General features: G+C 60.1%; 23 protein-coding genes. 9 read left to right on the top strand and 14 right to left on the bottom strand.

Annotated features, from left to right (window positions below):
- The first annotated feature begins 148 nt into the window (after positions 1 to 148).
- Both G370_RS0115055 and G370_RS0115050 read left to right on the top strand, forming a co-directional pair.
- On the top strand, positions 149 to 1150 hold the full coding sequence (locus G370_RS0115055; protein ID WP_019661342.1) for a helix-turn-helix domain-containing protein: 1002 nt from the start codon (positions 149 to 151) through the stop codon (positions 1148 to 1150).
- Positions 1151 to 1244: 94 nt separating this feature from the next.
- Complete coding sequence (locus G370_RS0115050; protein ID WP_019661341.1) at positions 1245 to 1688, top strand: BLUF domain-containing protein; 444 nt, start codon at positions 1245 to 1247, stop codon at positions 1686 to 1688.
- Positions 1689 to 1773: 85 nt separating this feature from the next.
- Here the strand turns inward: G370_RS0115050 and G370_RS1000000121930 are convergent, their stop codons facing one another.
- On the bottom strand, positions 1774 to 1911 hold the full coding sequence (locus tag G370_RS1000000121930; RefSeq protein WP_245541233.1) for a hypothetical protein: 138 nt from the start codon (positions 1909 to 1911) through the stop codon (positions 1774 to 1776).
- On the opposite strand from G370_RS1000000121930, the gene G370_RS0115045 reads away from it, so the two are divergent.
- On the top strand, positions 1861 to 2220 hold the full coding sequence (locus tag G370_RS0115045; RefSeq protein WP_245541230.1) for a chemotaxis protein CheW: 360 nt from the start codon (positions 1861 to 1863) through the stop codon (positions 2218 to 2220). The genes G370_RS1000000121930 and G370_RS0115045 overlap by 51 nt on opposite strands.
- 11 nt (positions 2221 to 2231) lie before the next feature.
- Here the strand turns inward: G370_RS0115045 and G370_RS0115040 are convergent, their stop codons facing one another.
- Both G370_RS0115040 and G370_RS0115035 read right to left on the bottom strand, forming a co-directional pair.
- Complete coding sequence (locus G370_RS0115040) at positions 2232 to 2732, bottom strand: hypothetical protein (protein WP_019661339.1); 501 nt, start codon at positions 2730 to 2732, stop codon at positions 2232 to 2234.
- A gap of 92 nt (positions 2733 to 2824) precedes the next feature.
- On the bottom strand, positions 2825 to 3412 hold the full coding sequence (locus G370_RS0115035; protein ID WP_019661338.1) for a TetR/AcrR family transcriptional regulator: 588 nt from the start codon (positions 3410 to 3412) through the stop codon (positions 2825 to 2827).
- Positions 3413 to 3647: 235 nt separating this feature from the next.
- Between G370_RS0115035 and G370_RS0115030 the strand changes: the two genes are divergently transcribed.
- The 3 genes from G370_RS0115030 to G370_RS0115020 are packed head-to-tail and all read left to right on the top strand — an operon-like array spanning position 3648 to position 4890.
- Entirely contained in the window at positions 3648 to 4103 is a 456-nt protein-coding gene (locus tag G370_RS0115030) for an SRPBCC family protein (protein ID WP_019661337.1), read from the top strand.
- 11 nt (positions 4104 to 4114) lie between these two features.
- A complete protein-coding gene (locus G370_RS0115025) occupies positions 4115 to 4429 on the top strand; it encodes an ArsR/SmtB family transcription factor (RefSeq protein ID WP_005416268.1) in 315 nt (104 codons plus the stop codon).
- A 2-nt stretch (positions 4430 to 4431) separates the two neighbouring features.
- Positions 4432 to 4890: an SRPBCC family protein gene (locus tag G370_RS0115020; protein ID WP_026347174.1), complete on the top strand. Its 459-nt coding sequence runs from the start codon at positions 4432 to 4434 to the stop codon at positions 4888 to 4890.
- A gap of 111 nt (positions 4891 to 5001) precedes the next feature.
- Here the strand turns inward: G370_RS0115020 and G370_RS0115015 are convergent, their stop codons facing one another.
- Together G370_RS0115015 and G370_RS1000000121660 are read right to left on the bottom strand one after the other, a co-directional pair.
- Complete coding sequence (locus tag G370_RS0115015; protein ID WP_019661335.1) at positions 5002 to 5421, bottom strand: hypothetical protein; 420 nt, start codon at positions 5419 to 5421, stop codon at positions 5002 to 5004.
- 103 nt (positions 5422 to 5524) lie between these two features.
- Positions 5525 to 7753: an RHS repeat-associated core domain-containing protein gene (locus G370_RS1000000121660; RefSeq protein WP_154081349.1), complete on the bottom strand. Its 2229-nt coding sequence runs from the start codon at positions 7751 to 7753 to the stop codon at positions 5525 to 5527.
- A 558-nt stretch (positions 7754 to 8311) separates the two neighbouring features.
- Here G370_RS1000000121660 and G370_RS0115010 point away from each other — a divergent pair.
- Positions 8312 to 9076, top strand: a complete 765-nt coding sequence (locus G370_RS0115010) for a COG4705 family protein (RefSeq protein ID WP_026347173.1) — start codon at positions 8312 to 8314, stop codon at positions 9074 to 9076.
- Here G370_RS0115010 and G370_RS0115005 read toward each other — a convergent pair.
- The 4 genes from G370_RS0115005 to G370_RS0114975 all read right to left on the bottom strand — a co-directional run bounded on the left by G370_RS0115005 (position 9073) and on the right by G370_RS0114975 (position 13442).
- On the bottom strand, positions 9073 to 9855 hold the full coding sequence (locus G370_RS0115005; RefSeq protein WP_019661333.1) for a 3-hydroxybutyrate dehydrogenase: 783 nt from the start codon (positions 9853 to 9855) through the stop codon (positions 9073 to 9075). The two genes, G370_RS0115010 and G370_RS0115005, sit on opposite strands and share 4 nt — an antisense overlap.
- A 1358-nt stretch (positions 9856 to 11213) precedes the next feature.
- Positions 11214 to 11693, bottom strand: coding sequence for a hypothetical protein (locus G370_RS0114985; RefSeq protein WP_245541225.1), 480 nt, complete (start codon positions 11691 to 11693; stop codon positions 11214 to 11216).
- Between the two features lie 79 nt (positions 11694 to 11772).
- Positions 11773 to 12504 (bottom strand): hypothetical protein, encoded by a 732-nt coding sequence (locus G370_RS0114980; RefSeq protein WP_019661328.1) that lies wholly within the window; start codon positions 12502 to 12504, stop codon positions 11773 to 11775.
- A gap of 98 nt (positions 12505 to 12602) precedes the next feature.
- Entirely contained in the window at positions 12603 to 13442 is an 840-nt protein-coding gene (locus tag G370_RS0114975) for a type 1 glutamine amidotransferase domain-containing protein (RefSeq protein ID WP_019661327.1), read from the bottom strand.
- A 96-nt stretch (positions 13443 to 13538) separates the two neighbouring features.
- Here G370_RS0114975 and G370_RS0114970 point away from each other — a divergent pair, with 96 nt between their 5' ends.
- Together G370_RS0114970 and G370_RS0114965 are read left to right on the top strand one after the other, a co-directional pair.
- Entirely contained in the window at positions 13539 to 14456 is a 918-nt protein-coding gene (locus tag G370_RS0114970) for a LysR family transcriptional regulator (RefSeq protein WP_019661326.1), read from the top strand.
- 552 nt (positions 14457 to 15008) lie between these two features.
- Positions 15009 to 15365, top strand: coding sequence for a hypothetical protein (locus G370_RS0114965; RefSeq protein ID WP_026347172.1), 357 nt, complete (start codon positions 15009 to 15011; stop codon positions 15363 to 15365).
- Between the two features lie 154 nt (positions 15366 to 15519).
- Here the strand turns inward: G370_RS0114965 and G370_RS1000000121650 are convergent, their stop codons facing one another.
- The 5 genes from G370_RS1000000121650 to G370_RS0114945 all read right to left on the bottom strand — a co-directional run bounded on the left by G370_RS1000000121650 (position 15520) and on the right by G370_RS0114945 (position 22043).
- Positions 15520 to 15822 carry a hypothetical protein gene (locus G370_RS1000000121650; protein ID WP_154081347.1) on the bottom strand — a complete coding sequence of 101 codons (303 nt, stop codon included), beginning with the start codon at positions 15820 to 15822 and terminating at the stop codon, positions 15520 to 15522.
- 104 nt (positions 15823 to 15926) lie between these two features.
- Positions 15927 to 16991 (bottom strand): hypothetical protein, encoded by a 1065-nt coding sequence (locus G370_RS1000000121645; RefSeq protein ID WP_154081346.1) that lies wholly within the window; start codon positions 16989 to 16991, stop codon positions 15927 to 15929.
- Complete coding sequence (locus G370_RS0114955; protein WP_019661323.1) at positions 16991 to 18856, bottom strand: restriction system-associated AAA family ATPase; 1866 nt, start codon at positions 18854 to 18856, stop codon at positions 16991 to 16993. Before G370_RS0114955 ends, G370_RS1000000121645 begins: the two co-directional genes overlap by 1 nt.
- Positions 18853 to 20382, bottom strand: coding sequence for a restriction endonuclease subunit S (locus tag G370_RS1000000121825; RefSeq protein ID WP_220095894.1), 1530 nt, complete (start codon positions 20380 to 20382; stop codon positions 18853 to 18855). The genes G370_RS0114955 and G370_RS1000000121825 overlap by 4 nt, the downstream gene beginning before the upstream one ends.
- Positions 20379 to 22043, bottom strand: coding sequence for a type I restriction-modification system subunit M (locus tag G370_RS0114945; RefSeq protein ID WP_019661320.1), 1665 nt, complete (start codon positions 22041 to 22043; stop codon positions 20379 to 20381). The genes G370_RS1000000121825 and G370_RS0114945 overlap by 4 nt, the downstream gene beginning before the upstream one ends.
- Between the last annotated feature and the right edge of the window lie 13 nt (positions 22044 to 22056).

Below are 22056 nucleotides of genomic sequence, written 5' to 3'. Positions count from 1 at the left end.
CGGCGTCAGATGCATCCCCCTGCCGGTATTGAGCCGAGCGTGGGCTCGGCTCTACAAGAGGGGAGCGACCGCTCCATATGCCTGGTCGGCATCACCTGATGCCCTCGCACCACGCAGCGCCCCGCATCTGCACCCGTAGCATCAAGCCATGCCCAGCCCACCCGCCGATCCCACCGCGCCGCTCGTCGCCATCGTTGCCTGCCACGGCCAGGGCCTGTTCGAGTTCGGCTGTGCGGTTGGCCTGTTCGCGCCGGTGCGGCCGGAACTCGGCGTAGCCTGGTATCGCACCCAGCTGTGCGCGGGTGAACCCGGTGCGCTGCGCATGCTTGGCGGAACGCAGGTGCAGCTTCCCTACGACCTCAGCACAGTTGATGACGCCGACATCATCGTCATTCCCGGTTGGCGCGAGCCCAGCGAGCGCCCGCCACAGGCGCTGCTTGATGCACTCATCCGTGCCCACGGCCGTGGCGCGCGCATCGCTTCGATCTGCTCCGGTGCCTTCGCGCTGGCGTGGGCCGGGCTGCTCGATGGCCGCCAGGCCACCACCCACTGGCGCCTCACCGAAGCGCTCGCACGCGAGTTCCCGCGCATCGATGTGCGCGAAGATGCACTGTATGTAGACACCGGCAGCATCATCACCTCGGCCGGCTCGGCCACCGGCATGGACATGATGCTGCACATGGTGCGCAAGGATTACGGTGCGCGCGTGGCCAACCTGGTGGCCGAGCGACTGGTACTGGCGCCATGGCGTGATGCCGAACGCAGCCAGCGCGTCAGCCGCGCCATTCCCCATGGCGAGCCCTCGCGTCTGGCAAAACTGATGGAATGGATGCGCCGCAACCTGCGCGAGCCGCACTCGCTGGGCAGTCTTGCCGAGCAGGCCGCGCTCAGCCAGCGCACCCTGCAGCGGCAGTTCCTGGAAGCCACCGGCCTGTCACCCATCGACTGGCTGATCCGCGAGCGCGTGGCATTCGCCCGCGAGCTGCTGGAAACCACTGACCGGCCGCTGCAGTGGATTGCCGAGCAGGCCGGCTTTGGTTCGCAGGAGTCGTTCCGCCGGCACTTCCGCGGCCAGGTGGACGCCAGTCCTACCGAATACCGCAGCCAGCATCGCGGCGGAATTGGCGCGGATCGGCTGGTGGGCTGCTGATCCAACGCATCACTCCCAAGTGATGCGTGAGGAAAGGCTCACGGCAGGCTACGGCGCCCCACGTATAGTGACGGGCGTCACAAGAACCCCTTCCATGCTCCACGCATTTGCCTACTCCAGCCACATGTCGGCTGGGCTTTCCGATGAAATCCTCCGGCAGATCGTCTCCTGCTCTGCCACGTTCAACCGTCGCGTGGACGTTACCGGAGCGCTGCTCGTCGACGGTCAGCGGTTTTTCCAGTACGTCGAAGGTCCTCCCGACGGCCTGGAGGCGGTCAAGCGCCGCATCCATGACAGTCGCTCGCATGCTGCCGTCGTTCCGGTACTGGACATGGCCATCAGCGCGCGTGCTGTTCCCTATTGGGCCATGACCCGCATCGACACCGGGCAGATCATGGTGTCCGGCCTGGTCAATGCGCGATGGGACGAATTTGGCCATGCCGTTCCGGGCATGGATCAGCTCGTCGGCCTGCTGCGTCCGCACTTTCCGCGCATCGGCCCGCTCAGTGCGCACCATGCATCCGTCGGATCCAGCTGAACCGCCGCCTTGCGCGCGTAGTCCCACGCGGCCGCGTACTCCCTGCGCACGTCATCATTACAGCATGCCTGTACCTGCTCAACCTTCAACGGAAACACGTGCCTCGCCTGCCGAGTTGTTCGAGGTTGTCGTCCTGCGCGTAGGCACGGCCCTGTTCGCGATCGACGTACAGGTGGCCGTGGAAATACGCGGCCCCGAGACCTTCGGCCCTGCAGATCAGCATGGCAGGCGGAACCTGGAGGTACGAGGGCAGCCGTTGCCGGTAGCCGACCTGCGCAGGCTCAGCGGTCAACCGGCATTCGGTGGCGGCAGCCCTGCCGTGCTCTTGATCAACGCCGGTAGCGCAACCCTGGCGCTGGCGGTGGATGAAGTGCTGGAAATCGAAACACCGGACGCAACGCCAGACGTATCCGCGCCTGCCGAGGGTCGGGTGTTCAACTTCTGCAGCCGGCATGTTCGGGTGGATGCCACACGTTCGGCTGCGCTGATCGAACCGCAGTCGTTGCTGGCTGAAATGGCCATGCGGGACTGAGGTGCCTCTGCTCAAGGGCGCCTGCGAACCGGTTGAGACCGCATGCGCCAGCACTGCGCGGCAAAGCCCAGCACAAACACTGCCGCCAATCCCAGCAACGTATGCAGCACCACCGGGGCCATCGGCGCGGCAGCAATCGGATGCGCTGCCGGCACGCGGGTCAGCGTTTCGTTGACGCCGGGCACCAGCGACAACAGGAAACTGAACGACAGCGCGAAGGTCGACAGGTAACGCGCTGCGCGCCCCAGCCAGCGCAGCCGGGCGGCCAGCACGCCGCCGAAGGCGACCAGCAGCACGATCAACCCGAATGCGTGGCCCGGGTTGATCCCGCCCGTACTGGAGACGGTGAACGAGGTGGCCACCGACAGCACCAGCCCGAGCAGGTACAGCTTGCCCGCGCGCGTGGCGGGATCGATTGCGCGATGACGAATGAAGGCATACAGGCCACTCAACACCGGGATCAGGCTGACAGCGGTATGGATCACGCCAAGCGTGGACAGAGGGTGGGACATGGGACATCTCCAGGGACAGAATGAACCTACTAGTAGGTAGGCGTTAGACTCAAAAAGAAGGCCCGCGTCACCGCAGGCCGACCACACATCTCTCAGGACGCCGCGCTCACCCGTGCGATCGCCAACCGTGCCAGTGCCGCGAAGGTCGCCGCGTCACCAAAACCGCGCGCGGCCAGCATCGCGCCATGCACCGACGACATGAACGCCCTGGCCTCGTCCGCAGGGGAACCCTGCAGGCGCAACTGGCCCAGCGCGGCGCCCTTCTCCAGCGTCACCGTCAGCCACCCGCTCAGATCCTCGAAATGCCCGCGTACTTCTTCGGCAATCTCCGCAGGGATCATCGGTGCCTCTGCCGCCAGCATCGCGCAGATGCAGAACGAAGACGTGCCACCGGCAATACAGCTGGACCAGTAGTCCACATAGGCGTTGAGCTCCTGCAACGGGTCGCCCAGCTGCCGGTCCAGCAGCGCCAAGCCTTCGCGCGCCTCGGCCCGGTACAGCTCAACCACCGTGCGCACCAGATCCGCCTTGCTGGGGAAATGGTGGTGGATGCTGGCCTTGCTGATGTTCACCCGCGCCGACACGTCGGCGTAGCTGAAGCCGTTGTAGCCACCGGCCTCCAGCAGCGAACGGGCGTGGGCCAGGATCTCCTGGGCCTTGGGCGAGAGCGACTCTTTCATGTCGTCAACCTACTAGTAGGTTGACACGCTGTCAACTCCCCGCTGCCGGGTGGGCAGCATCTGGTAGTGCCGGCCGCTGGCCGGCAACTGCACACCCCCAACTCCACCGGGATGCCGGCCAGCGGCCGGCACTACCAGGGCCGGACGTCCGTGGGCCAGATTTGACATGCAGGCATTTACCTGCATATAGTCCACTCGACGGCGGCGCCTGCCTGCCCATCGCGAGGAACCTGCAATGGTGGATATCGCACACCGGGTCGGCATCAAGGCCCCCGCAAGCCAGGTGTATGAAGCACTGGCCACCCCCGAAGGCGTCGCCGCATGGTGGGCTGAAGACACCCACGGCGACCGCGAGACCGGCGGCACGGTCAGGGTGCGCTTCACGAACAACGGCCAGGAGATCGGCGCCATGGAAATGCAACTGGAACAGCTGATTCCCGGCGAGCTGGTGCTCTGGAAGTTCCTGGCCGGCCCCGCCGAATGGATCGGCACGCATGCACGCTTCGCACTGAAACAGGAAGGCGACTACTGCATCGTGCTGTTCACCCACGAAGGCTGGAAGGAACGCGTCGAGTTCACCTTCCACTGCAGCACCAAGTGGGCGGTGTTCCTGATGAGCCTCAAAGCCCTGCTGGAAATCGGCAAGGGCCAGCCCAACCCGCACGACGTCAGGATCGACAACTGGAACTGAAGACGCCCCGCATGAATGCAGACAAGGTGTTCAAGGCCCTGGCCGACCCCACGCGCAGAACGCTGCTGGACCTGCTCTGCGAAGACAACGGCCAGACCCTGGGCCAGCTCTGCGAGCACCTGGACATGGCCCGGCAATCGGTCACCCAGCACCTGGGCCTGCTGGAAGACGCGAACCTGATCAGCACCGTGCGTCGTGGTCGCGAGAAGCTGCACTTCATCAACCCGGTGCCGCTGCATGAAGTCTACGAGCGCTGGGTACGCAAGTTCGAGCAGCAGCGCCTGAGCCTGCTGCATGACCTGAAACGAGAACTGGAAGGAGAATGACGATGTCCGCAGAGACCACCCGCTTCATCCACGTGATCTATATCGCCTCCACGCCACAGAAGGTGTTCGAGGCCATCACCCGCCCCGAGATCGCCAGCCGCTACTGGGGCCATGAGAACGTCTCGGACTGGAAGCCCGGCTCGCGCTGGCAGCACGTGCGCGCCAACGAAACGCGCTCGGTCGAGCTGGTCGGCGAAGTGGTGGAAAGCACCCCGCCCTCGCGTCTGGTCATCACCTGGGCCGCCGCCTCGCAAGCCGACAACCCGGATGCCTACAGCCGGGTGACCTTCGACATCGTGCCCTACCAGGACATGGTGCGGCTGACCGTTACCCACGACGAGCTGGAACCCGGCAGTGGCATGGATACCGGCATCCGCCAGGGCTGGCCGATCGTGCTGTCGAGCCTTAAGTCGCTGCTGGAGACGGGCAAGGGGTTGGATGTGTTTGCGAAGCCGAGTTGAGAAGTGCAGCTGTGCAGGTTGGCTAGGCAACCCGCACAGCTCAGCTATCGCCATCCGATCGAGGACGTGTGAATGCGGTTGCGGCTGCGACAAGAGCGCGAGAAGGCAACGCTACTTGCACACCCCGACCTGTCTTCCCTGCCATACAGCCTGCGAAGGAGTTAGCTTCTCATTGGCAGAACCGGCGGGACTTAGCGCCCCATCAAGATAGGTTGCACGCATGCCGCTTTTCTCCTTTAAAAGAGCGATGGACTCTGTCTTCCCGTTCAGCAAAATAAGTTGATCTCCACGGACCTCGATCTTCATGACCTCGGGGGTACTAACCTCTCCCTCGTATCTTTGTACAAGGACGTAGCCTCGATCTGCGCCGCCGATGAACGACAATTCCAGTCCTAACAGGTCGCCGGATTCGGGATGCCTGCAGACGTTCGAATAAGTAGGTGCAGGAATTTTAGAACCATCGCCTATCGCGACTCCAGGCAAGAGCAACAGAGTCAGCGTGATGATTCGTGACAGTTGCAAGTTGATCATTTCTTAGTCTCCATTCCTTAATGCGCGAACTTGACGGGCCGCTTCATCTATAAGTGGTTGCCTATCTCCACCTGGCGCGGGATCGAAATAGAAGTGAGGCGGATCACTCGGCCTGAAAGCCCCCCCAAGACAATCCTGCATCCGCAGCCGTACTCCTAATTACACTGCGCTGCTCGTCACCAGTAAGGCCTCCCGGAACGTTTCGCAAGCTGGAATAATTCACATCCACAGCAAACCCAGCCGAATGGAGACTCAGGCGCGCCGGCGTAATAGCGTTCGGATCTCCTCTCAGACCTGCCTGCCGTGCCGCATCTTGATATGCAGAGTTGAAACGAAGCTCAACTCCCTGACCAGAAGCTGAGTCCACCCATTCATCAACACGCGCCGCCATACCTGAATCAAGATAGGACGAACCGAGTCCTGATAGCGTCACCCTTTGCATGTGCACGAGTCCTGAAGCCCCAGTCTCAGCAGGAACCCCGCCTGTTACGGTACCAGCAGTTCCTCTGGCAACTCCTGCATCTCCTGATCGAACGCTTGGTGGCGCAACCTGCATCACTGTCAAGTTGCCTACAGCGGACCCACAAATACGGGAACCCGTCTGGACCGCGCATCTGCCGTCAGGATCCGTGAATCGATATGGGTTGTTCGCCGCGTATCTGTAACGATTGAATGCACCGAGTGGATTGCTGTGCGCGGTTACTGGATCCACGCTCAAAAAGGCGCCCAAGGTTGGGTCATAGTAGCGCTGCTGCATATACGAAAGCCCATTAACCGCATCCGATATGTGCCCAGCGTAGCCAACCCCGTCGGCGACAGGCTTATTGAGCACTTCTCCATATGGGTCATAGAAGCTCCGCTCCAGAACCGCCCCGGACGCATCCGTAACAGCGACAGGAGAGCCGATCACGTCCAAGTGCTGATACTTTGGTCGTGTAACTCCATCGCCCCCCGTTTCCAATGTGGCGACGAGCAGCCCACCCAAGTACAGATACTCTCTTGATTTCCCGTCGCGCTCACTCTGCTGGCGGCGCAGCCGACCTTCGCTGTCGTACATCGAAAGAATGGAACCACTACCCTGAAGCCAAGCCAGCACTCGGCGACCTTGGGCATCGTAACGATAGTTTTCCGGACCTGGAGCAGATCTAAGTCGATTCCCGAGATCAAAGACGAAGGCCTGCCCATTGCGCATTGAGAGATTGCCTTGAACATCGTAGGCCAGTCCAATCGTGGTTGCCCCGTCGGCTGAACGAACGTTCGTTAATCGATTGTTCGCGTCATATGTGTAGGCGTGATCTTTACGCCCTGCAACCTTGGCGCTGCGAATATTGTCCAGAGCATCGTAGGTATAGCGAACAATTCCGTCCCCGCCGAATGCCGGAGATACCGCCTGCACCAGGCGACCCTGCCCGTCATACTGCATCTTCCGATCGCGAGAACCATCCAGCGCATCAACAATATCAATGACATTACCGATCGCGTCATACGAATAACTCAAAATACTAACATTCGTCGATGCAGTAATCCGCGAAGGCAGCTGCCTTCCATTCAGCTCCTGCTCGAAACCTACTCCATTACCATATGTGAAAGATCTTGGTGCGCCATTCGGGTGATAGCTCGCGCCGCTTACATAGCTACCAACGCGAGTAGGTTGGCCGAGCGCGTTGGGCTCCAGCGGGATATAGAGCCCGCTTGGATACTGGATACCCGTCCTTGAGCCATTTGCGTCGTAAGCGTACCCAATTGCCCATGAGAACCATCCATGCTGAGAAGTCGACTCACTAGTCAATAGACCACGCTTGTTGTAGGTGTACACATTTGTGGTCTTTGATACACCACCGTCATTGTCGGTCACGATCTGAGTCGGCAGTCCATTGGAAGCATAGCTCCAAATCTGATTCCCATTGCCATCTGGGAACGCCAGTGAAATCAAACGATTGCGGGAGCTATAGGATCTCTCCACACGCCGACCGGACCCGTTGGCGGCCTCCAGATCGCACCTAGACGAATCGGGCAGATTCAGACCGCTGGCCGACCACAGCATGTTGTTCGCGCCATCGTATGCGACAACAGTGCTGCCCGATTCTGGTTCAATCGCTTTGCAGAGCTTGCCTCCTTGCCCGTAGACGAAACTACGGCGCAGCTGCGCAGACCCATCAGTGCTGCGTCGAATGATCGCCGTAGGCCTGCCGTAACGATCGCGTGGAATATCAGTTATTGCTGATTCTGGAGAACTCACGGAAATCGCGCTGGACTGCTCCGGCGTACCGAAGGCCTGGTACTTCTTGATGGAGATAGCGCTCGCTGATACTCCGCTTCCGCGCAGGTTCAACCGGAGGACCGACGTTTCCTGGTATGGATACGTCCGTTGTCCGGAAGCTTAGCTGGCCGTTGAAAAGCGGGATCTTCTCTCCAAAGGTTCCATCGTTCAGCCGTCCCATTTGCTGGGCCTTGCCGACCTTATTTGCATACTCGGTTTCCGGTTGCACCGTTTCCTGAGCTACCGAGGAAAAGCTCGCCACACACAGCACCGCTGTCACAAAGCGCCAGCAACTGGATCCCATGATGCCCCCAGATAGAATGAACGAACCGTTCAGGTTTGCGGAGCGATTCTGCGCCCATTAGCAGCTTTGATGCACAGGGGTTCTGCTTAATTTTCTGTAGGACTTTCCCTACCCGACTGGCCGATCAAGTCCTTCAATGCCCGTGATAGTCATAGGTTGATGGGGCAAGGCTCGCGCACATCCATCCCACGCCTGCAGCCCCTTGATTCGGCTTTTAAGATCCTCGCGTAGAAGCAACGCCAGCTCACCCTCACCGAACCCGGTTCCGACCGCGCTCCGAAGCCCGCCGCCACAGCATCGCCCGCAGGCTCCCCAGGCGACGTTCCATGAGTGCTTCAGACGCAGAGTCCCTGCACAGCAAAGTGGCGGCGGTCACCCTAGGCTTCTGGGTGATGAAGATCTCCGCCACCACGCTCGGCGAGACCGCCGGCGACCTGCTGTCGAAGACACTCAACCTGGGCTACGTGGCCAGCTCGGCCATCCTGCTGGCGATCTTCGCAGCCCTGTTGGCGCTGCAACTGTCGGCGCGGCGCTTCCACCCGGTGCTGTTCTGGTCGGTGGTGCTGGCCACCAGCACCGCCGGCACGACCATGTCGGACCTGATCGACCGCACCCTGGGGCTGGGCTACGCCACCGGCGCCAGCCTGCTGGCCGGCTGCCTGGCGCTGGTGCTGCTGGCCTGGCGCATGTCGGAGAAGTCGATCTCGGTCAGCAACATCGAATCGCGCCGCGCCGAAGGCTTCTACTGGACCGCCGTGCTGTTCTCCAACACGCTCGGCACCGCGCTGGGCGACTTCCTCGCCGACGATTCCGGGCTGGGCTTCACCGGCGGCGCCCTGCTGATCGGCAGCCTCATCGCGCTCACCGCACTGGCCAGCCGCATCAAGGGCATCAACCGGGTCATCCTGTTCTGGATCGCTTTCGTGCTCACCCGCCCGTTCGGCGCCACCTTCGGCGACCTGCTCACCAAGCCGCTGGAGAAGGGTGGCTTGGGCTTCGGCACCGTAGGTTCGTCGCTGGCGCTGTTCGCCCTCCTCGCCACACTGGTGGCACTGCCAATGCTGCAGCGTAAGGCGCAGCCGGCAAGCTAGCGCGCCGTCCAGCCCCCATCCACCGGCAGCGCCGTGCCGGTAATCTGCGCCGCCGCGTCCGAGGCCAGGAAAACCACCATCTCGCCCAGTTGCTCGGGCGTCACAAACTGCAACGACGGCTGCTTCTCAGCCAGCAGCGCACGCGCGGCCGACTCCTGATCCGTACTCTCGCGCTCGGCCAACGCGGTGATCTGCTGCTCGACCAGCGCCGTCCGCACCCAGCCCGGGCAAATGGCATTTGCGGTGATGCCGGTGCCGGCGTTCTCCAGCGCGGTCACCTTGGTGAACCCCACCACGCCATGCTTGGCCGCCACATAGGCCGACTTGTTCACCGAGCCCACCAGCCCGTGCACCGACGCAATGTTGATGATGCGGCCGGCGCCCTGCTGCTTCATGTGCGGCAAGGCCGCTGCCGTGGCATGGAATACCGCCGAGAGATTCAGCGCCAGGATCGCATCCCACTTCTCGACCGGGAACTCCTCGATCGACGCGGTGTGCTGGATGCCGGCATTGTTCACCAGGATGTCGATGCGGCCCACCGTCGCGACGGCATGCTCAATCATCCCGCGCACTGCCTCGCCACGGGAAAGATCGGCGCCGTCATGCGCCACGCGCACGCCGAACTCGGCTTCCAGTTTGGAACGGATGCGTTCGATCTCCGCCGCATCGCCGAAGCCATTCAGCACGATATCGGCGCCTTGCCGCGCCAGCGCTGTGGCAATTCCAAGACCGATACCGCTGCTGGAGCCGGTGACTACTGCAACCTTTCCACTGAACATGGGCGAGTTTCCATTAGGCGTAGGTGGCCAGTGTAGCTTCACCGGCGCGCCCCTTTAAGCGGCGCTACCTTGGTCAATCAACGGTTAAAACGCGTTGGGTACCCGCCGAGGGAAGTGTCCAGCGTTCATTCAAAACGGACGGTACGCCTCAGAGGGGGCGCAGCCGTGGCCTGCTGGCGATGCTGTCCGACTCCCACAAGGGCAATGCATCCATGCTTTGCCCGGCGGATCGAACACGTCCGAAAATAGCTTCTGCGGCCGTTCTACTCCCCCCACCTCCAACCGGGCGGAGCGCCTTTCATCCAGCAGATAAAGACAAGGACCAACACTACGGCCCACGTGTAGAGCTGAAACGCGATGGGCTCGCGAAATGGAGAGAACAGAAACGGACCCGCCAGCAGCAGGCCGAATGCGACTGCGTACACAAGCCAGCCCTGCCACGCGCACGGCATCCCCCAACCCCATCCGTACTTTTTCCTGGTAAACCAGTACTTCTTGTTGATCATTGCAATCTTCCTCGATGGCCGCCGGTCTCACGTACCTGATCCAAGCATGCTTTGAGCTGTTCGTGAAGACGTCGGTCCAGAATCAAGTCAGTATCCCCTCTGGTTGTGACGAGAACAGAGCTACGGTCCGTGCGCAGCACGAAGACGTTGCGACCGTTCTGCATGCGGAACTTGCCAAGTTCAACGCCCCCTGTGCTGGTCCCAAGTTGCCGGTGAGGCAGCGTGATCCTTGAAGCATCGGAAGCGTCCTGCCACGAGACACTGGAAAGCGGGAGCTGCAGTCGGACAAACGCTGCTGACCCAATCAGCTGGCCATCTTTAACGGCGATGTACGCTGTCCGCGCTTGATATACGAGGCCAAAGGCAACTACGACAACAACGGCCAGCGCCGAGCCGAGCGCAATATTCCTGGCTGGCACCCCGCCGGAGCGGGATGCAAACCATATTGCGATCAGAACCACGGCTGCTGCCACGCATATGCCGAGAGGAAGCGCGTAGGCGTGAATCAGGGATACATCCAGCGTCGATCGGCACATCATCAGGAACTACTCCGCAGAGATTGACCGCATGCCATAAACGTAAATCGTCTCGACAATTGTCTCAAATGCGTCTTCGTCACAGGTGACAAGGCCCACGCTTCGCATCGCGCGCAGAAACGAGCGGACCTCGTTCCATGTTACGGGCTTTGCGTGTTCATCGCAGATCATACTTGCACTGCCACGCATGAGAATGCTTCGGCATCAGATACCGCGCAACAAACGCCCATCTCTCATCGATCACATCGGTCGAACATGGGCTGCGCGCTGTGATGCCATTGCAGTGACACTGTTCATACCGAACTTCAAACACGCTCTAGAAGAGAACGCTCGCTCGATCAACGGTCGCGAGCGGGTTGGCCTTCCGCACCGCCTCCAGAAAGAGCAGGAAGTCGCGGTTGAACAGCGACAGGTTGTTGGTGAACGTCACGCACTTTCTACCCGATGCTCTGCTGAAGCACACCTGCCAGACATAGCGCGAATAGATGACGTCGGACGTTCGTGTGACTGAGGTGATCTGCGAAAGCGGAACCGCCGTGGGCACCGGCCCGCGCCGCAGGTAAAAGGACTCCGCATCAAAGAAATAGTGCTCGCGATCCTCTTTGCCATCCACCATCACCAAGGTCATGGATGTTCCGGAGATCCGGCGAGGGGCATGCAAATGCAGCCCCGATTTCACGGACGAGCGAGCAGTTGCTGACATTCGCCGAAGGGTGAACCAGAGGATCACCAACGGAAGTGCCGCGAGGATAATGAAACCTACGGTCTTCAAAACAGTTTCCAGCGTGCTGGGCACACAGATCTCCAGGATGAACGTTCAGGCGATACCCAAGTAGATCCACGCCACGCGTGGATGCTCTGGCTTCAACACCCCATCACTTCCAATGATCCGGCCCCAGAAACGGCAGGCTCAACACAAACACCGGCACCGCCACAGGGATCAACGCCGCGCCCAGCACCTTGCCCGCCGCCGAACCCACACCCGGCTTGTCCTCCCTCTCCGGCAGGATCCGCTGCGCCCGCGCACTGATCGGCTGTGCCAGCTTCCCCTTCTCCGCCAGCGCCGTAGCATCCGGCAACTTCACCCGCTCGCCGTCGCCCTCGAACAGCGCGCTGTAATAGCTGCCACCCTTCTTGGAAAGATTGCAGGCACGGTCAAACGCCAGCGCGTAGGGGGTCCGGTCCATCGGCAGGTAGTAGCGCGCCCGCTCCTCCACGGCCTTGGCCTCGCGCGGGGGGACCTCAATCCGCTCCAGCTTGAACTGCGCGGCCTGCTCCGGCGTCACCTGCTCCGGCCGCAGCAGCAGCGCATAGCTGCCGTGCACCTTGGCCTTGTTGGCCGGGTCGCGCCAGTCTTCATGGAAGTACATCTGCGCGCAGGCCACCGCCTCGCGCAGCGGGCTGTCCATCAGCGCCCGATATTCGCGGAACGGCGCGGCATTGAAGCGCATCGGCGCGTCATAGCGCGGCAGCAGGTACAGCTGGCCGTCGTCGGCCACGAACGCACTGGTGATCTCGCGGCTTGAGGCGTGCTCCTCCGGGCCACTGGCACAGCCGGACAGCAAGCCAAGCCACAGGGCGGAGAGAATGAAAAAAGACGTTCGCATGTCGTGTTGTAGAGCTTCCGTGGAAAACCGGCCCCGCCCGGAAGAACGAGGCCAGTCCGCCATGGTGCCACGGCACCGCATGCGATGCTGAATCCGCCCTACTTCAACCGCTCCACCAACCGCTGCCCCACCTCCAGCGCCGAAGCCGGGTTCTGCCCGGTAATCAGCTCGCGGTCCACCACCACATGCCCGGTCCACGGCGTGGCATTGCTGCTGAACGTCGCGCCCGCCTGCTGCAACGCCGTCTGCGGGTAGAACTTCATCTCACCGCCGCCCAGCAGCGGCTTGGCCTGTTCTTCTTCCTGGTTGCTGATCACCGTCATCCGGTAGCCCCTGTAGATCCACTTCGGCGCGGCCGGCATCGCACCCGCTTCCAACTTCGCCACGAAACCCGCAGCATCTGGCAGCGTGGACAGCAGCGCGATCGGCCCGTGGCAGACCAGCGCGGTGGTCTTGTTGCGCTGGTGGAAGTCGGCCAGCAGCCGGCCCAGCGCCGGGCTCTTCAGCAGGTCCTGCATCGGCGCGTGGCCACCGGGAATATAGACCGCATCGAAACGTGCGTAACCCTGCTGCTCGACGCGCGCCAGGCTGACCACCGGCGAGACCGTCGGCGAGGTCAGCGCCAGCTTCTCCAGCAGATCCTTGTGCAGCGCCAGCTGCGCGGCATCGTTGCCGAAGTACGCCGGCGTCACCGAAGACGCATCCACCGTCGGCGCCCGCCCCTGCGGCGTGGCGAAGGTCACCTCGTGGCCCGCGTCCAGCAGCAGCTTGACCGGCTGCATCAGCTCGTTGAGATAGAAGCCGGTGCACAGCACCTTGCCGTCCTTCAGGTCCAGGTGGCTTTCGTCGGACAGCACCACCAGCACGTTGGCGGCCTGCGCGCCGTTTGCGGCCAGGGTCAGGGCCAGCGCTGCGGCCAGCCGGGTCATCAGGTTCATGGGGAGCTCCTATCGGGGAATGGCCGCCACTTTATTCATCGCCCCAGCGGCGATAAATTGGCCCCATCGCAAAACATCTGTTCCCCGGAGAGCCAAATGAGCCGCAAATTCGACTACCTGGGCGACGTGGAAGTGTTCCTGGCGGTGGTCGAGCACGGCTCGTTCACCGCCGGCGCGGTGGCGCTGTCCACCACGCCCTCGGTGCTGAGCCGCGCGGTCACCCGTCTGGAAGCGAGGCTGGGTCGGCAGCTGCTGCAGCGGACCACCCGCCGCGTGGGCCTGACCGACGCCGGGCGGCTCTACCTGGAACAGGTGCGCACCGCCTTCGGCCTGCTGGACGACGCCGAGCGCGACGTACTGGCCCAGGACGGTGCGCTGGCCGGCCGCGTGCGCCTGAGCGTGCCCACCACCTACGGCCACTACCGGCTGCCGCCCGTGCTGGCGCGCTTTGCGCAGCAGTACCCGCAGGTGCAGGTGGAACTGAACATCACCAACCGCAACGTGGACCTGGTGGCCGAAGGCTTCGACCTGGCCATCCGCCTGGGCCAGCTGCCGGACAGCGGGCTGGTGGCGCGCAAGCTGGAAGACGCCCCTCTGCTGCTGGTGGCCGCGCCGGACTACCTGCAACGCCGCGGCACGCCGCAGACGCTGGACGATCTGCAGCAGCACCTGTGCCTGCCGTTCGTGATGCCGCGTACTGGGCGGTTGGCGCCTTGGATCTTCCGTGACGGCGGGCACGACGTGGACTGGCTGCCGCGCTCGTCCATCGAGACCTCCGACGATGTGCTGGGCGTGGTGTCGCTGGCCGAACAAGGCATTGGCATCTGCCAGAGCTATGCGTTCATCGTGCACGAGCGGTTGCAGCGTGGGGAGCTGGTGGAGGTGTTGCCGCAGCTGAGGGGAAGATCGCGGCCGTTCTCGGTGATCTATGCGCCGCATCGACGACAGTCGGCGGCGGCGCGGGCGATGATTGAGTTGTTGGTGGGGAATTGGGGTGAGGATGGCGTTGGTTGAAGCTGTGAGCTTGTTAACAGTGTCGGGTTTGAACCGATTTTCGGGGTGTGCGGCTGATCGGGCGCCGATGCCTGCCGGACGTGACTAAGAACTGTTGTAAAGAAGGCCGTCGCGCAATGCGCTTGTGGCGCGGGCGATTGCGTCATTCGGAATCGCAATCAACAGAGCAGCTGCGCGAATGCGTCTGGCGGTGTCGCGTGCTGCACGAATGGTGCATGTAACAATAGTTCTTCGCTCTCGGGTTCCGCGATTCCTTCGCGAATTTCTATTGGCATTCGGAGCGGCGGCGTAAACAACATGGCGCGCCACCAAAAAAGGGTGGCAGCGGGTCTGCAAACCCGTGATGAGAGATGCACCTGTAGTTTGCGCTTGCCCGTCGGCACCGTCCTTAACCGGTGCCGGCGGGCAATCCGTCGGCCTTTCTGGCGGGCGGTGCGTGGGGGCCCTCGGGCCCACCGGTCTATGGTGCTATTTCATCCCGGTTTGCAGCCACGCATCGTCCGCCACCTCTTCACGGTGGCGCTGTTAAGCACAGCCACGGAAGCCGACGCCATGAACGAATCCGACACCTTCTCCTCGTACACCGTTGTTGAGCCCATCAACGACGACACCCCCCTGCCCGACCTGAACTCCCTGCTCGGCATCCTCAAGCGCATGCGCGGCTGCGAAGCTGCAGATGGGCATCCCTGGCCAGAAACCGATGTGTCACCCGGCCGACGTGTAAGCCTCGCCAGGAGCGAGCGCGCGATGGTGGGTGCGCTGACGGTTCTGGAGTTGCTGCACGCTGCCGACCGCTGCCGGGTGGCAGCGGAGCCGGAGCGGCATCTGGATGAAGGGGTTGTGGATGGGTTGTTTCTGGCTTGCCGCGGGTTGGTTGAGTGGGCTTGTCGGGAGGTTAGGCCAGAGTAGTTGGATCCACGCGAGCACGCATGCAGAAGATTTGATCAAGCGCGGAATCGGCCGACGTCCACTTCCGAGGATAAACAGTCGTTCTCAGTAAGAACTCAGGCAGAGACTCGAGCGGGTTCGGCTTGAATGCTTGTTAGGCGGTGGGCGCAAAGAACTAATTTATGCGTACCGGGTCGCCTTGGTCCAAAGCATGATTCTGAAGAATATGCTGCAGCGCCTGAGAGCCTGCCGCCAGCCAATCCTTTACGAGCTGGTCAAAGGCCGGCGTGCACTCAATGTCTGGAGCCAGCCGACGAATGTAAGCATCCGCAATGGATTGGTAGTCAACGCCACGTTGCTTTGCGATCTGACGGACTACCCGAACGCTCTCGCTACGAATTGATTCAGGTTTGTCGGGTCGATAGCCACTGCGGATGCTAGCAAGAACCTGAAGAACGTCTTCAATTTTCTGACTCATCGCCACGGCCCCTCTAAGCCATAGTCTATGGCTGCGAAGCTTCTACGGAACCCTGGGGCGATCCAGGAATCCAGCCACCAACTTGTCAGCGCACGAATAAGCTATCAAACCATACCAACCTGTCGGCAGGCGTCGAAAAAAGCACCTTTAAGAAAATTGCTCTCATGCCAAGGGAATCTCCCACATTGCGCCAGCTCTCTACTCAAAGAGTCCTGAGAAAACTGCTGGTAATTTTCACTCTCATCCAGTACACGCTGTAACCAGTATCTCGCACCGGAAGAAGACTTGCATTTCGCCTCATAACGCTTGCGTATTTTGTAAAGCCGGTCCCAGGTTTCGATCTCCTCATCATATCCCACGCAACCTAGAGAAACGCAAATATCCCACTCTTCTTCCGGGAGCTGGACAGCTGATTTGAAATGCACGGACACTTGAATTTTATAACAGTCAGCGGCATACGGGTAAAACGCCCTTCTTTTGACCCCAGCCTCATCTTGCAGAGGGTCTTTTGCACCTTTGTTTTGCGAATTGCATTTATAGCACGCAGGTGCCAAATTTCTTAAATTCACGGAATTGAATGGATATTTGCTAGCAGGCAAATAATGATCATAGGCCTCTCGAGTCGGATCACACTCAGAATCCATTGGCAAAAGTCCACAAAACGGGCAGCAAGGCATGTCGTTCAGAGAAGAAAATTCCTTGTAGTGCTCTTTCAAGCCGGCACCAATATTTTTCTTGACTACTGCCAGCTCAAAGAAGCCGCAACTGTATAGCTTACTGAAAAAATCTTCTACTTTTTTCATCAGTTCATTCTGAGCGCCCGCGATGTAGCGGACAGGTTCCTTTCTACCCTCACAAAGTGCCTGGATATTATTGTTGACCCTGAACATTCTTCGATAAGACCGGATTTCCGCCGGACCAAGCTGCTTGAACTCTTTGAATATTTGGTTAACGCAACGATAGAAGAATGCTCCTGCCCCCTTTTCTGTGCCAGCCAAATCCGCGCGATGTAATTCATCCATGATGGAATATAGGGGTTGCAACCCCTTGAACAGTTCGAGGCTGTACTCCTCATTTGGTGCGCGACACCAGACCTTGGCAAAGACATAAGTGACAAACCCGTGCATGGCCCGCATCGGGTGACGAGGCCGCTTATAAGGAAATAGCATCAGCCCGGCTCCTCGTCGGCTTCTGGCGTCTGTAGCAAGGCATGCACAGCTAACGTACGTTCCACAGAGTCGCCCATGGTATCCATGATCTTGCGGGCAAGGGCATGGGGATCGGCTCTCGACATAGGGTCAGCCAGTAATTGCTCGAGCACTTGTTGAGCCCCACCTCCAATAGTTTCACGCTTGCCGAATGTATTCATGGTGATCTTATTGATCGAAGCGCCCAACGTGTTGTATGGCGGGTGGCTGATGCTGACCTTGCCGCTGGCTCTGTCCTTGGCAAACACCAGCACCTTGTCCGGCTTGCTGTCGGAGATCAAGAATGGGGTATGGGTGGTGATCAGCATTTCCTGCGCGAATTTACCCTGGTCCAACAGGCACTGGCGCAATCGACTGATGAAGTTAGCGCGCCATTCGGGGTTGAAGTGCGTTTCGGGCTCGTCGAGAAGGAACAGGCTGTTCGTCTCCCGAAACAGCAGGCAGAGGCCGAGGCTGTGCAGCAACTGGTGCTCGCCGTCCGACAGCTCCTTGAGCATTATCGGTTCGGCCACGCCCTGCTTGGTGAAGCGCACAAACTTGAAGCGCATGATGCGCTGGTCGGATGCCAGGGTTGGAACCGTCTCGCTGACGTAGTGGCTGGCGGAGGTGTAGAGATCGGCCTTAAGAACATCGCCGACGACATACAGATTTAGCGTCAATAGCACCTGAAACGCCCGGAACAGCGCCAGCGCCGAACCTTCGAAGTTCTTGCGGAATGCCCGCCGGGTCGCCTCATTCACCCAGTAGTCAAGCGCCAGCGTATCGGTGGTGTCGTCTATGTAACTTAGCGTGGCACAACGCTTGAGTGCGCTCACCACCAGCGAGGACTTCTCGTCACCCTCCAGCAGCTGCAGCAAGTTCAGACGATAGCGTGCACTTCCCGGCTCATCGGTTTCCGATAGCGCGGGATTGCCTTTGATGATTTCGCGGCGAACCCAATCATCAACTGATTGGCTGATCTCAGAATCTGAGAGTCCGCGTGCTCGAGCTTCCGCCTGTATTCGATTTCGTCGCTCGCGTTTCTGATCTTCATCAGCGAGATCGAAGGCTTCCAGTTGTACTTCGTCGATGGGAATTCGGCGGCGCAGAATGACGCGGAATTCCCGCAAGGTCTCGATGCCCACATCCTCGCGGAAGGGCTGCAGTGTGGCCTCGTCATGAAACAGCATGTTGCACAGCAGGATGGCCTGGCTGAATCCACTGTCCAGATAGGCCAACCGTGTCTCCGGATGGCCGGGGTAGCTCAGTTGTCGGGTCAGTGCGTTCCAGTACTCGTCGAACTGCACGAATCGCAACTTGAAGAATGGCAGGCTGACGATCTCGTTCTCGCCCGAGGAATAGCCCAGCACATACTGCGGCAGCAGGAAATCGCGCTCTTCATCGGTCAAACGACTAGAAACAAAGTCCTCAGAAGGGAATGCGTCGTGGTTCTCCCAGCGCAGCCAAGGCGACCCTCCCGCCTCCTTGATCACCACTACGTGGGCGAACGGCGGACTGCCGGAAGGTCTGTATTCCTCTGACAGCTTGATCAAGTATTCGAGTTCATAGGCGACGGGTGAAACATCTGGCGCCTCCTCCTGCAAGGCTTCGGGCAAAAAGCTGCGGCGCACCCGCAGCACTTCCAGCTGAAAGAAGATCGCTGCCAGTGCTTCGAGCAGGTTGGATTTGCCGCTGCCATTTGGCCCCGCGCAGACGAAGGGCGCAAAGTCGTTCGCTTGCGCAAGCTCGTCCTGCAGGCTCAACTCAGTGCGGAAGTGATGCTCAAAACCACAGGGCAAGCTACGGAAACCGTCCGGGTCGGTGATCTTCAGGCGTAGCAGCTTCATTGCTGAGCGAGCCTCCTGGCACGCAGAAGAATCTGATTGCCGAACTGCCGCCTACCGTCGATACAAATAATGTCTCGGGTTTGCTTGAGCCTTCTATTTTGAAGCTCATCGAACACCCATGTCTTGATGATCTCGTAGTCGTCGGCGCGCAGTTCGAAATCGTTGTCCGGGTGCAGTTCGCTCAGCCGAGCTTGCGCTGCGGCGGTGAAGCGTTCGATGGAGAAGGCCGCAGGGCCCAACTGCGTGCGATAGGCTTCCAGCCAGCAACGCAACAGCGGCGCAAGCTGCGTTCGATCTTGCAGTGCGGGCAGCAGCAAATCAGTTTCGGGCAGCTCGATCACCGGTAGGGTGATGGGCGTAGGCACGGTAGCGGCCACGGGCATTTCCTCCTTGATGGGGGCGGCAGGCAAGGCCACCCGCGACAAATCCAACTCGTCCTTGAAGGCCTGCTGGCTCAGGGCACCGTAGAGGGCTTCGAGATAAGTGACGCTTTGCTGGTACTGGGATTTGAGGGCTTCCACTCGTTCAACGATTGCGGCGAACTTGTTCTGAAGATCGATAGGAGGCAACGGCAACGGATAGTCCAGTAGCATTGACTGGTTGATGAACGGGAGATCCAGTTGCTTTACACGTTCGCGAATTGGCGCGTAGTGAAACGCCTTCGCTAGATAGATTGTGTTTAGTTGCGAGTGATCCGATATACTCAGGACAATTGCATTGTCGGTAACCCAGCAAGGCGACTTTGACACATGAATAACTCCGCACTGCTGACCGACTCGTCCTGCTATAACAACCGGATCGTCATACAAAGCATATTTCGCCCATCCATTGATACCGTTTCCGCCGTAAATCGGAATTCCCGTATTTGTTTCTGAAGCGACACCCTTGCTGGACTTACCGCTATTTGCCTTGAGATAAGGCCTCAATGCCAGCCAAGGATGGATGGACTTTTTTGTGCGAATATCTCCAAACATTTCCAGAAACACGCTCTTGAGCAGGTCGTCGAGTTGTTGCAGGTATTGTTTGCGCTGGGCGATCAGCTCTTCCACTTTGCCGAGCAGATGGGCAATGCGAATTTGGTCGCCGAGGGGTGGGAACGGAATTTCTAGGTTGAGAAAGTCCGTCTTCGTCAGACTGCGCCGCCGTGCAACGGCACCTTGCATGCGCGAGGCATATGAACCCCTTGCCTGCGGTGATCGCAAATATCGCTCAAGGTAGGGGATGTGGGAATCCACCTCGCTTCGTAGCTTCCAGATGTCATACGCCGGACTAACGATGCCTGCTGGATGTTTAGTCTGGAAACCGAGGACACCCTCATCAATCGGAAAACCGACAACCAGTTCGTTTTTGTATGCAACGCGATAGTTCGAGGTGTCTGAACTGGCAACGCGCTTCTTGAACTTGTCTGCTTGATCGACCAAGCCATGCTTCATGGTGATCGAAAGGACTGGCAGATTCTGATCGCCAGCACGGTGGCGGCCCGACTGTTCCAAGATTTCACCGAGAGGTTTAGGGGTCCAGCTCATCCCACCATCCCCTTCAACTCCAGCAACTCGCGCACTATGCCGCTTCGCACCTTTGCGAGCTCCGCTTCGTCCACATCCCCCACTTCGGCCTGAATCAGACGATCCAGAATCACGCCCGGCGCGTCGTAGTGCAATTCCTCGTAAACGTCCTGCTTGTAGCGCGAGAGCGAGAGGTCGTAGTTGTTTTTCTCATCCGCAATCTCGGTACGCGGCACCATGAAGAATTTGGCGGTGCGGTCGGTGTCAGTAGCGGCATCGCGAGCGCGATATCTGCCAATGATGTCTTGCAGGTCGCCGTAGCCTTCCTGCTTGCTGCGCTTGTCGTCTAGCGAATAGCCGTCGGCAACCATTTCGTAAAACCAGACGTGTTCAGTGGCGGCTTTGCTCACCGTGTCTTTTGGCCCCCAGACCTTGGTGAACAGCAAGATGGCGGTACTGACCCCGGCATAGGGTTTGAACACGCCACTGGGCAGGGTGATCACAGCCTTAAGGTCGCAACGCTCCACCAGCATCTGGCGCAGCGTCTTGAAAGCTCCGCCGGAGCCGAACAGCACGCCCTGCGGCACGATCACGCAGGCTGTGCCACCCTTCTTGAGCAGGCGATAGATGTTCTCTACAAACAGCAGCTCGGTCTTGGTGGTGGGCAGTTGCAGGTGCTCGTTGATGTCGCCCTTGTCGATGCTGCCGGTGAAGGGCGGGTTGGCCATCACGATGTCGTATTCGGCTTCCTCGGCGTAACTCTTGCTGAGGGTGTCCTTGTAGTCGATGTGCGGCTCGTCGATACCATGCATCATCAGGTTCATCAGCCCCAGGCGCACCATGGTCTGATCGATGTCGTAGCCCCACAGCGAGCTGGCCAGAATGGCCTGCGCCTTTTCGGTGAGAGCCGCAGCCACCGAGGTGCGGCTAAAGCCATCTTCATCGGGCTTGGGGTCTTGGGCGCCCGCTTTTTTCGCCAGTTCGGTGACCATGTACTGATACGCGCCGAGCAGAAAGCCGCCTGAACCGCAGGCCGGGTCGGCAATCTTGCGGCCCAGTTGCGGCTGCACCAGATCGGCCATCAGCTTGATGATGTGGCGCGGGGTGCGGAACTGGCCGTTCTTGCCGGCAGTGGCTATCTCGGACAGCAGGAACTCGTAGACATCGCCCTGGATGTCCTGGAAGGCCTGGCCCTTCTCCTTCGAGTCCTTCTCCATCACCTCGAAGATCTCGTCGATGGTCTTCACCGCTTCCACCAGCAGGGCGGGCTTGGGGATGATGAAGACCGCGTTCTTCATGTGGTGTGTGAAGTTGGATTCAGCGCCGTTCAGGTCTTTGAGGAAGGGGAACACCTTGCCCTGCACGTGTTGCAGCATCTCTTCGGCCTGCATGCGCTTGAATTCGCTCCAGCGCAGGCTGCGCTTCTCGATGGCGAATTTCTCGGGCTCAGGCTGGCTGCGGTACTCGGGCGGAATCCACGTGCCCGTGAATTTGGAGATGTAGTTGTCGCCGGTCCACTCAGCATCGGCTTGGCGCTTCTGGTCCAACTCATCAAGCCGCTTCATGAACAGCAGGTAGGTAATCTGCTCGATGGCGGTGAGCGGGTTGCTAATGCCGCCGCTCCAGAACTTGTTCCACAGCTGGTCGATCTTGCTTTTGAGTTCGGGGTTGTTTTGCAGCATGGTGTACCCTGTT

The sequence above is a fragment of the Stenotrophomonas hibiscicola ATCC 19867 genome (genome assembly GCF_000382065.1).
Lineage (GTDB): Bacteria > Pseudomonadota > Gammaproteobacteria > Xanthomonadales > Xanthomonadaceae > Stenotrophomonas > Stenotrophomonas hibiscicola.
Note: the sequence above shows the minus strand (reverse complement) of the source record. Positions and strands in the feature narration are given on the sequence as shown.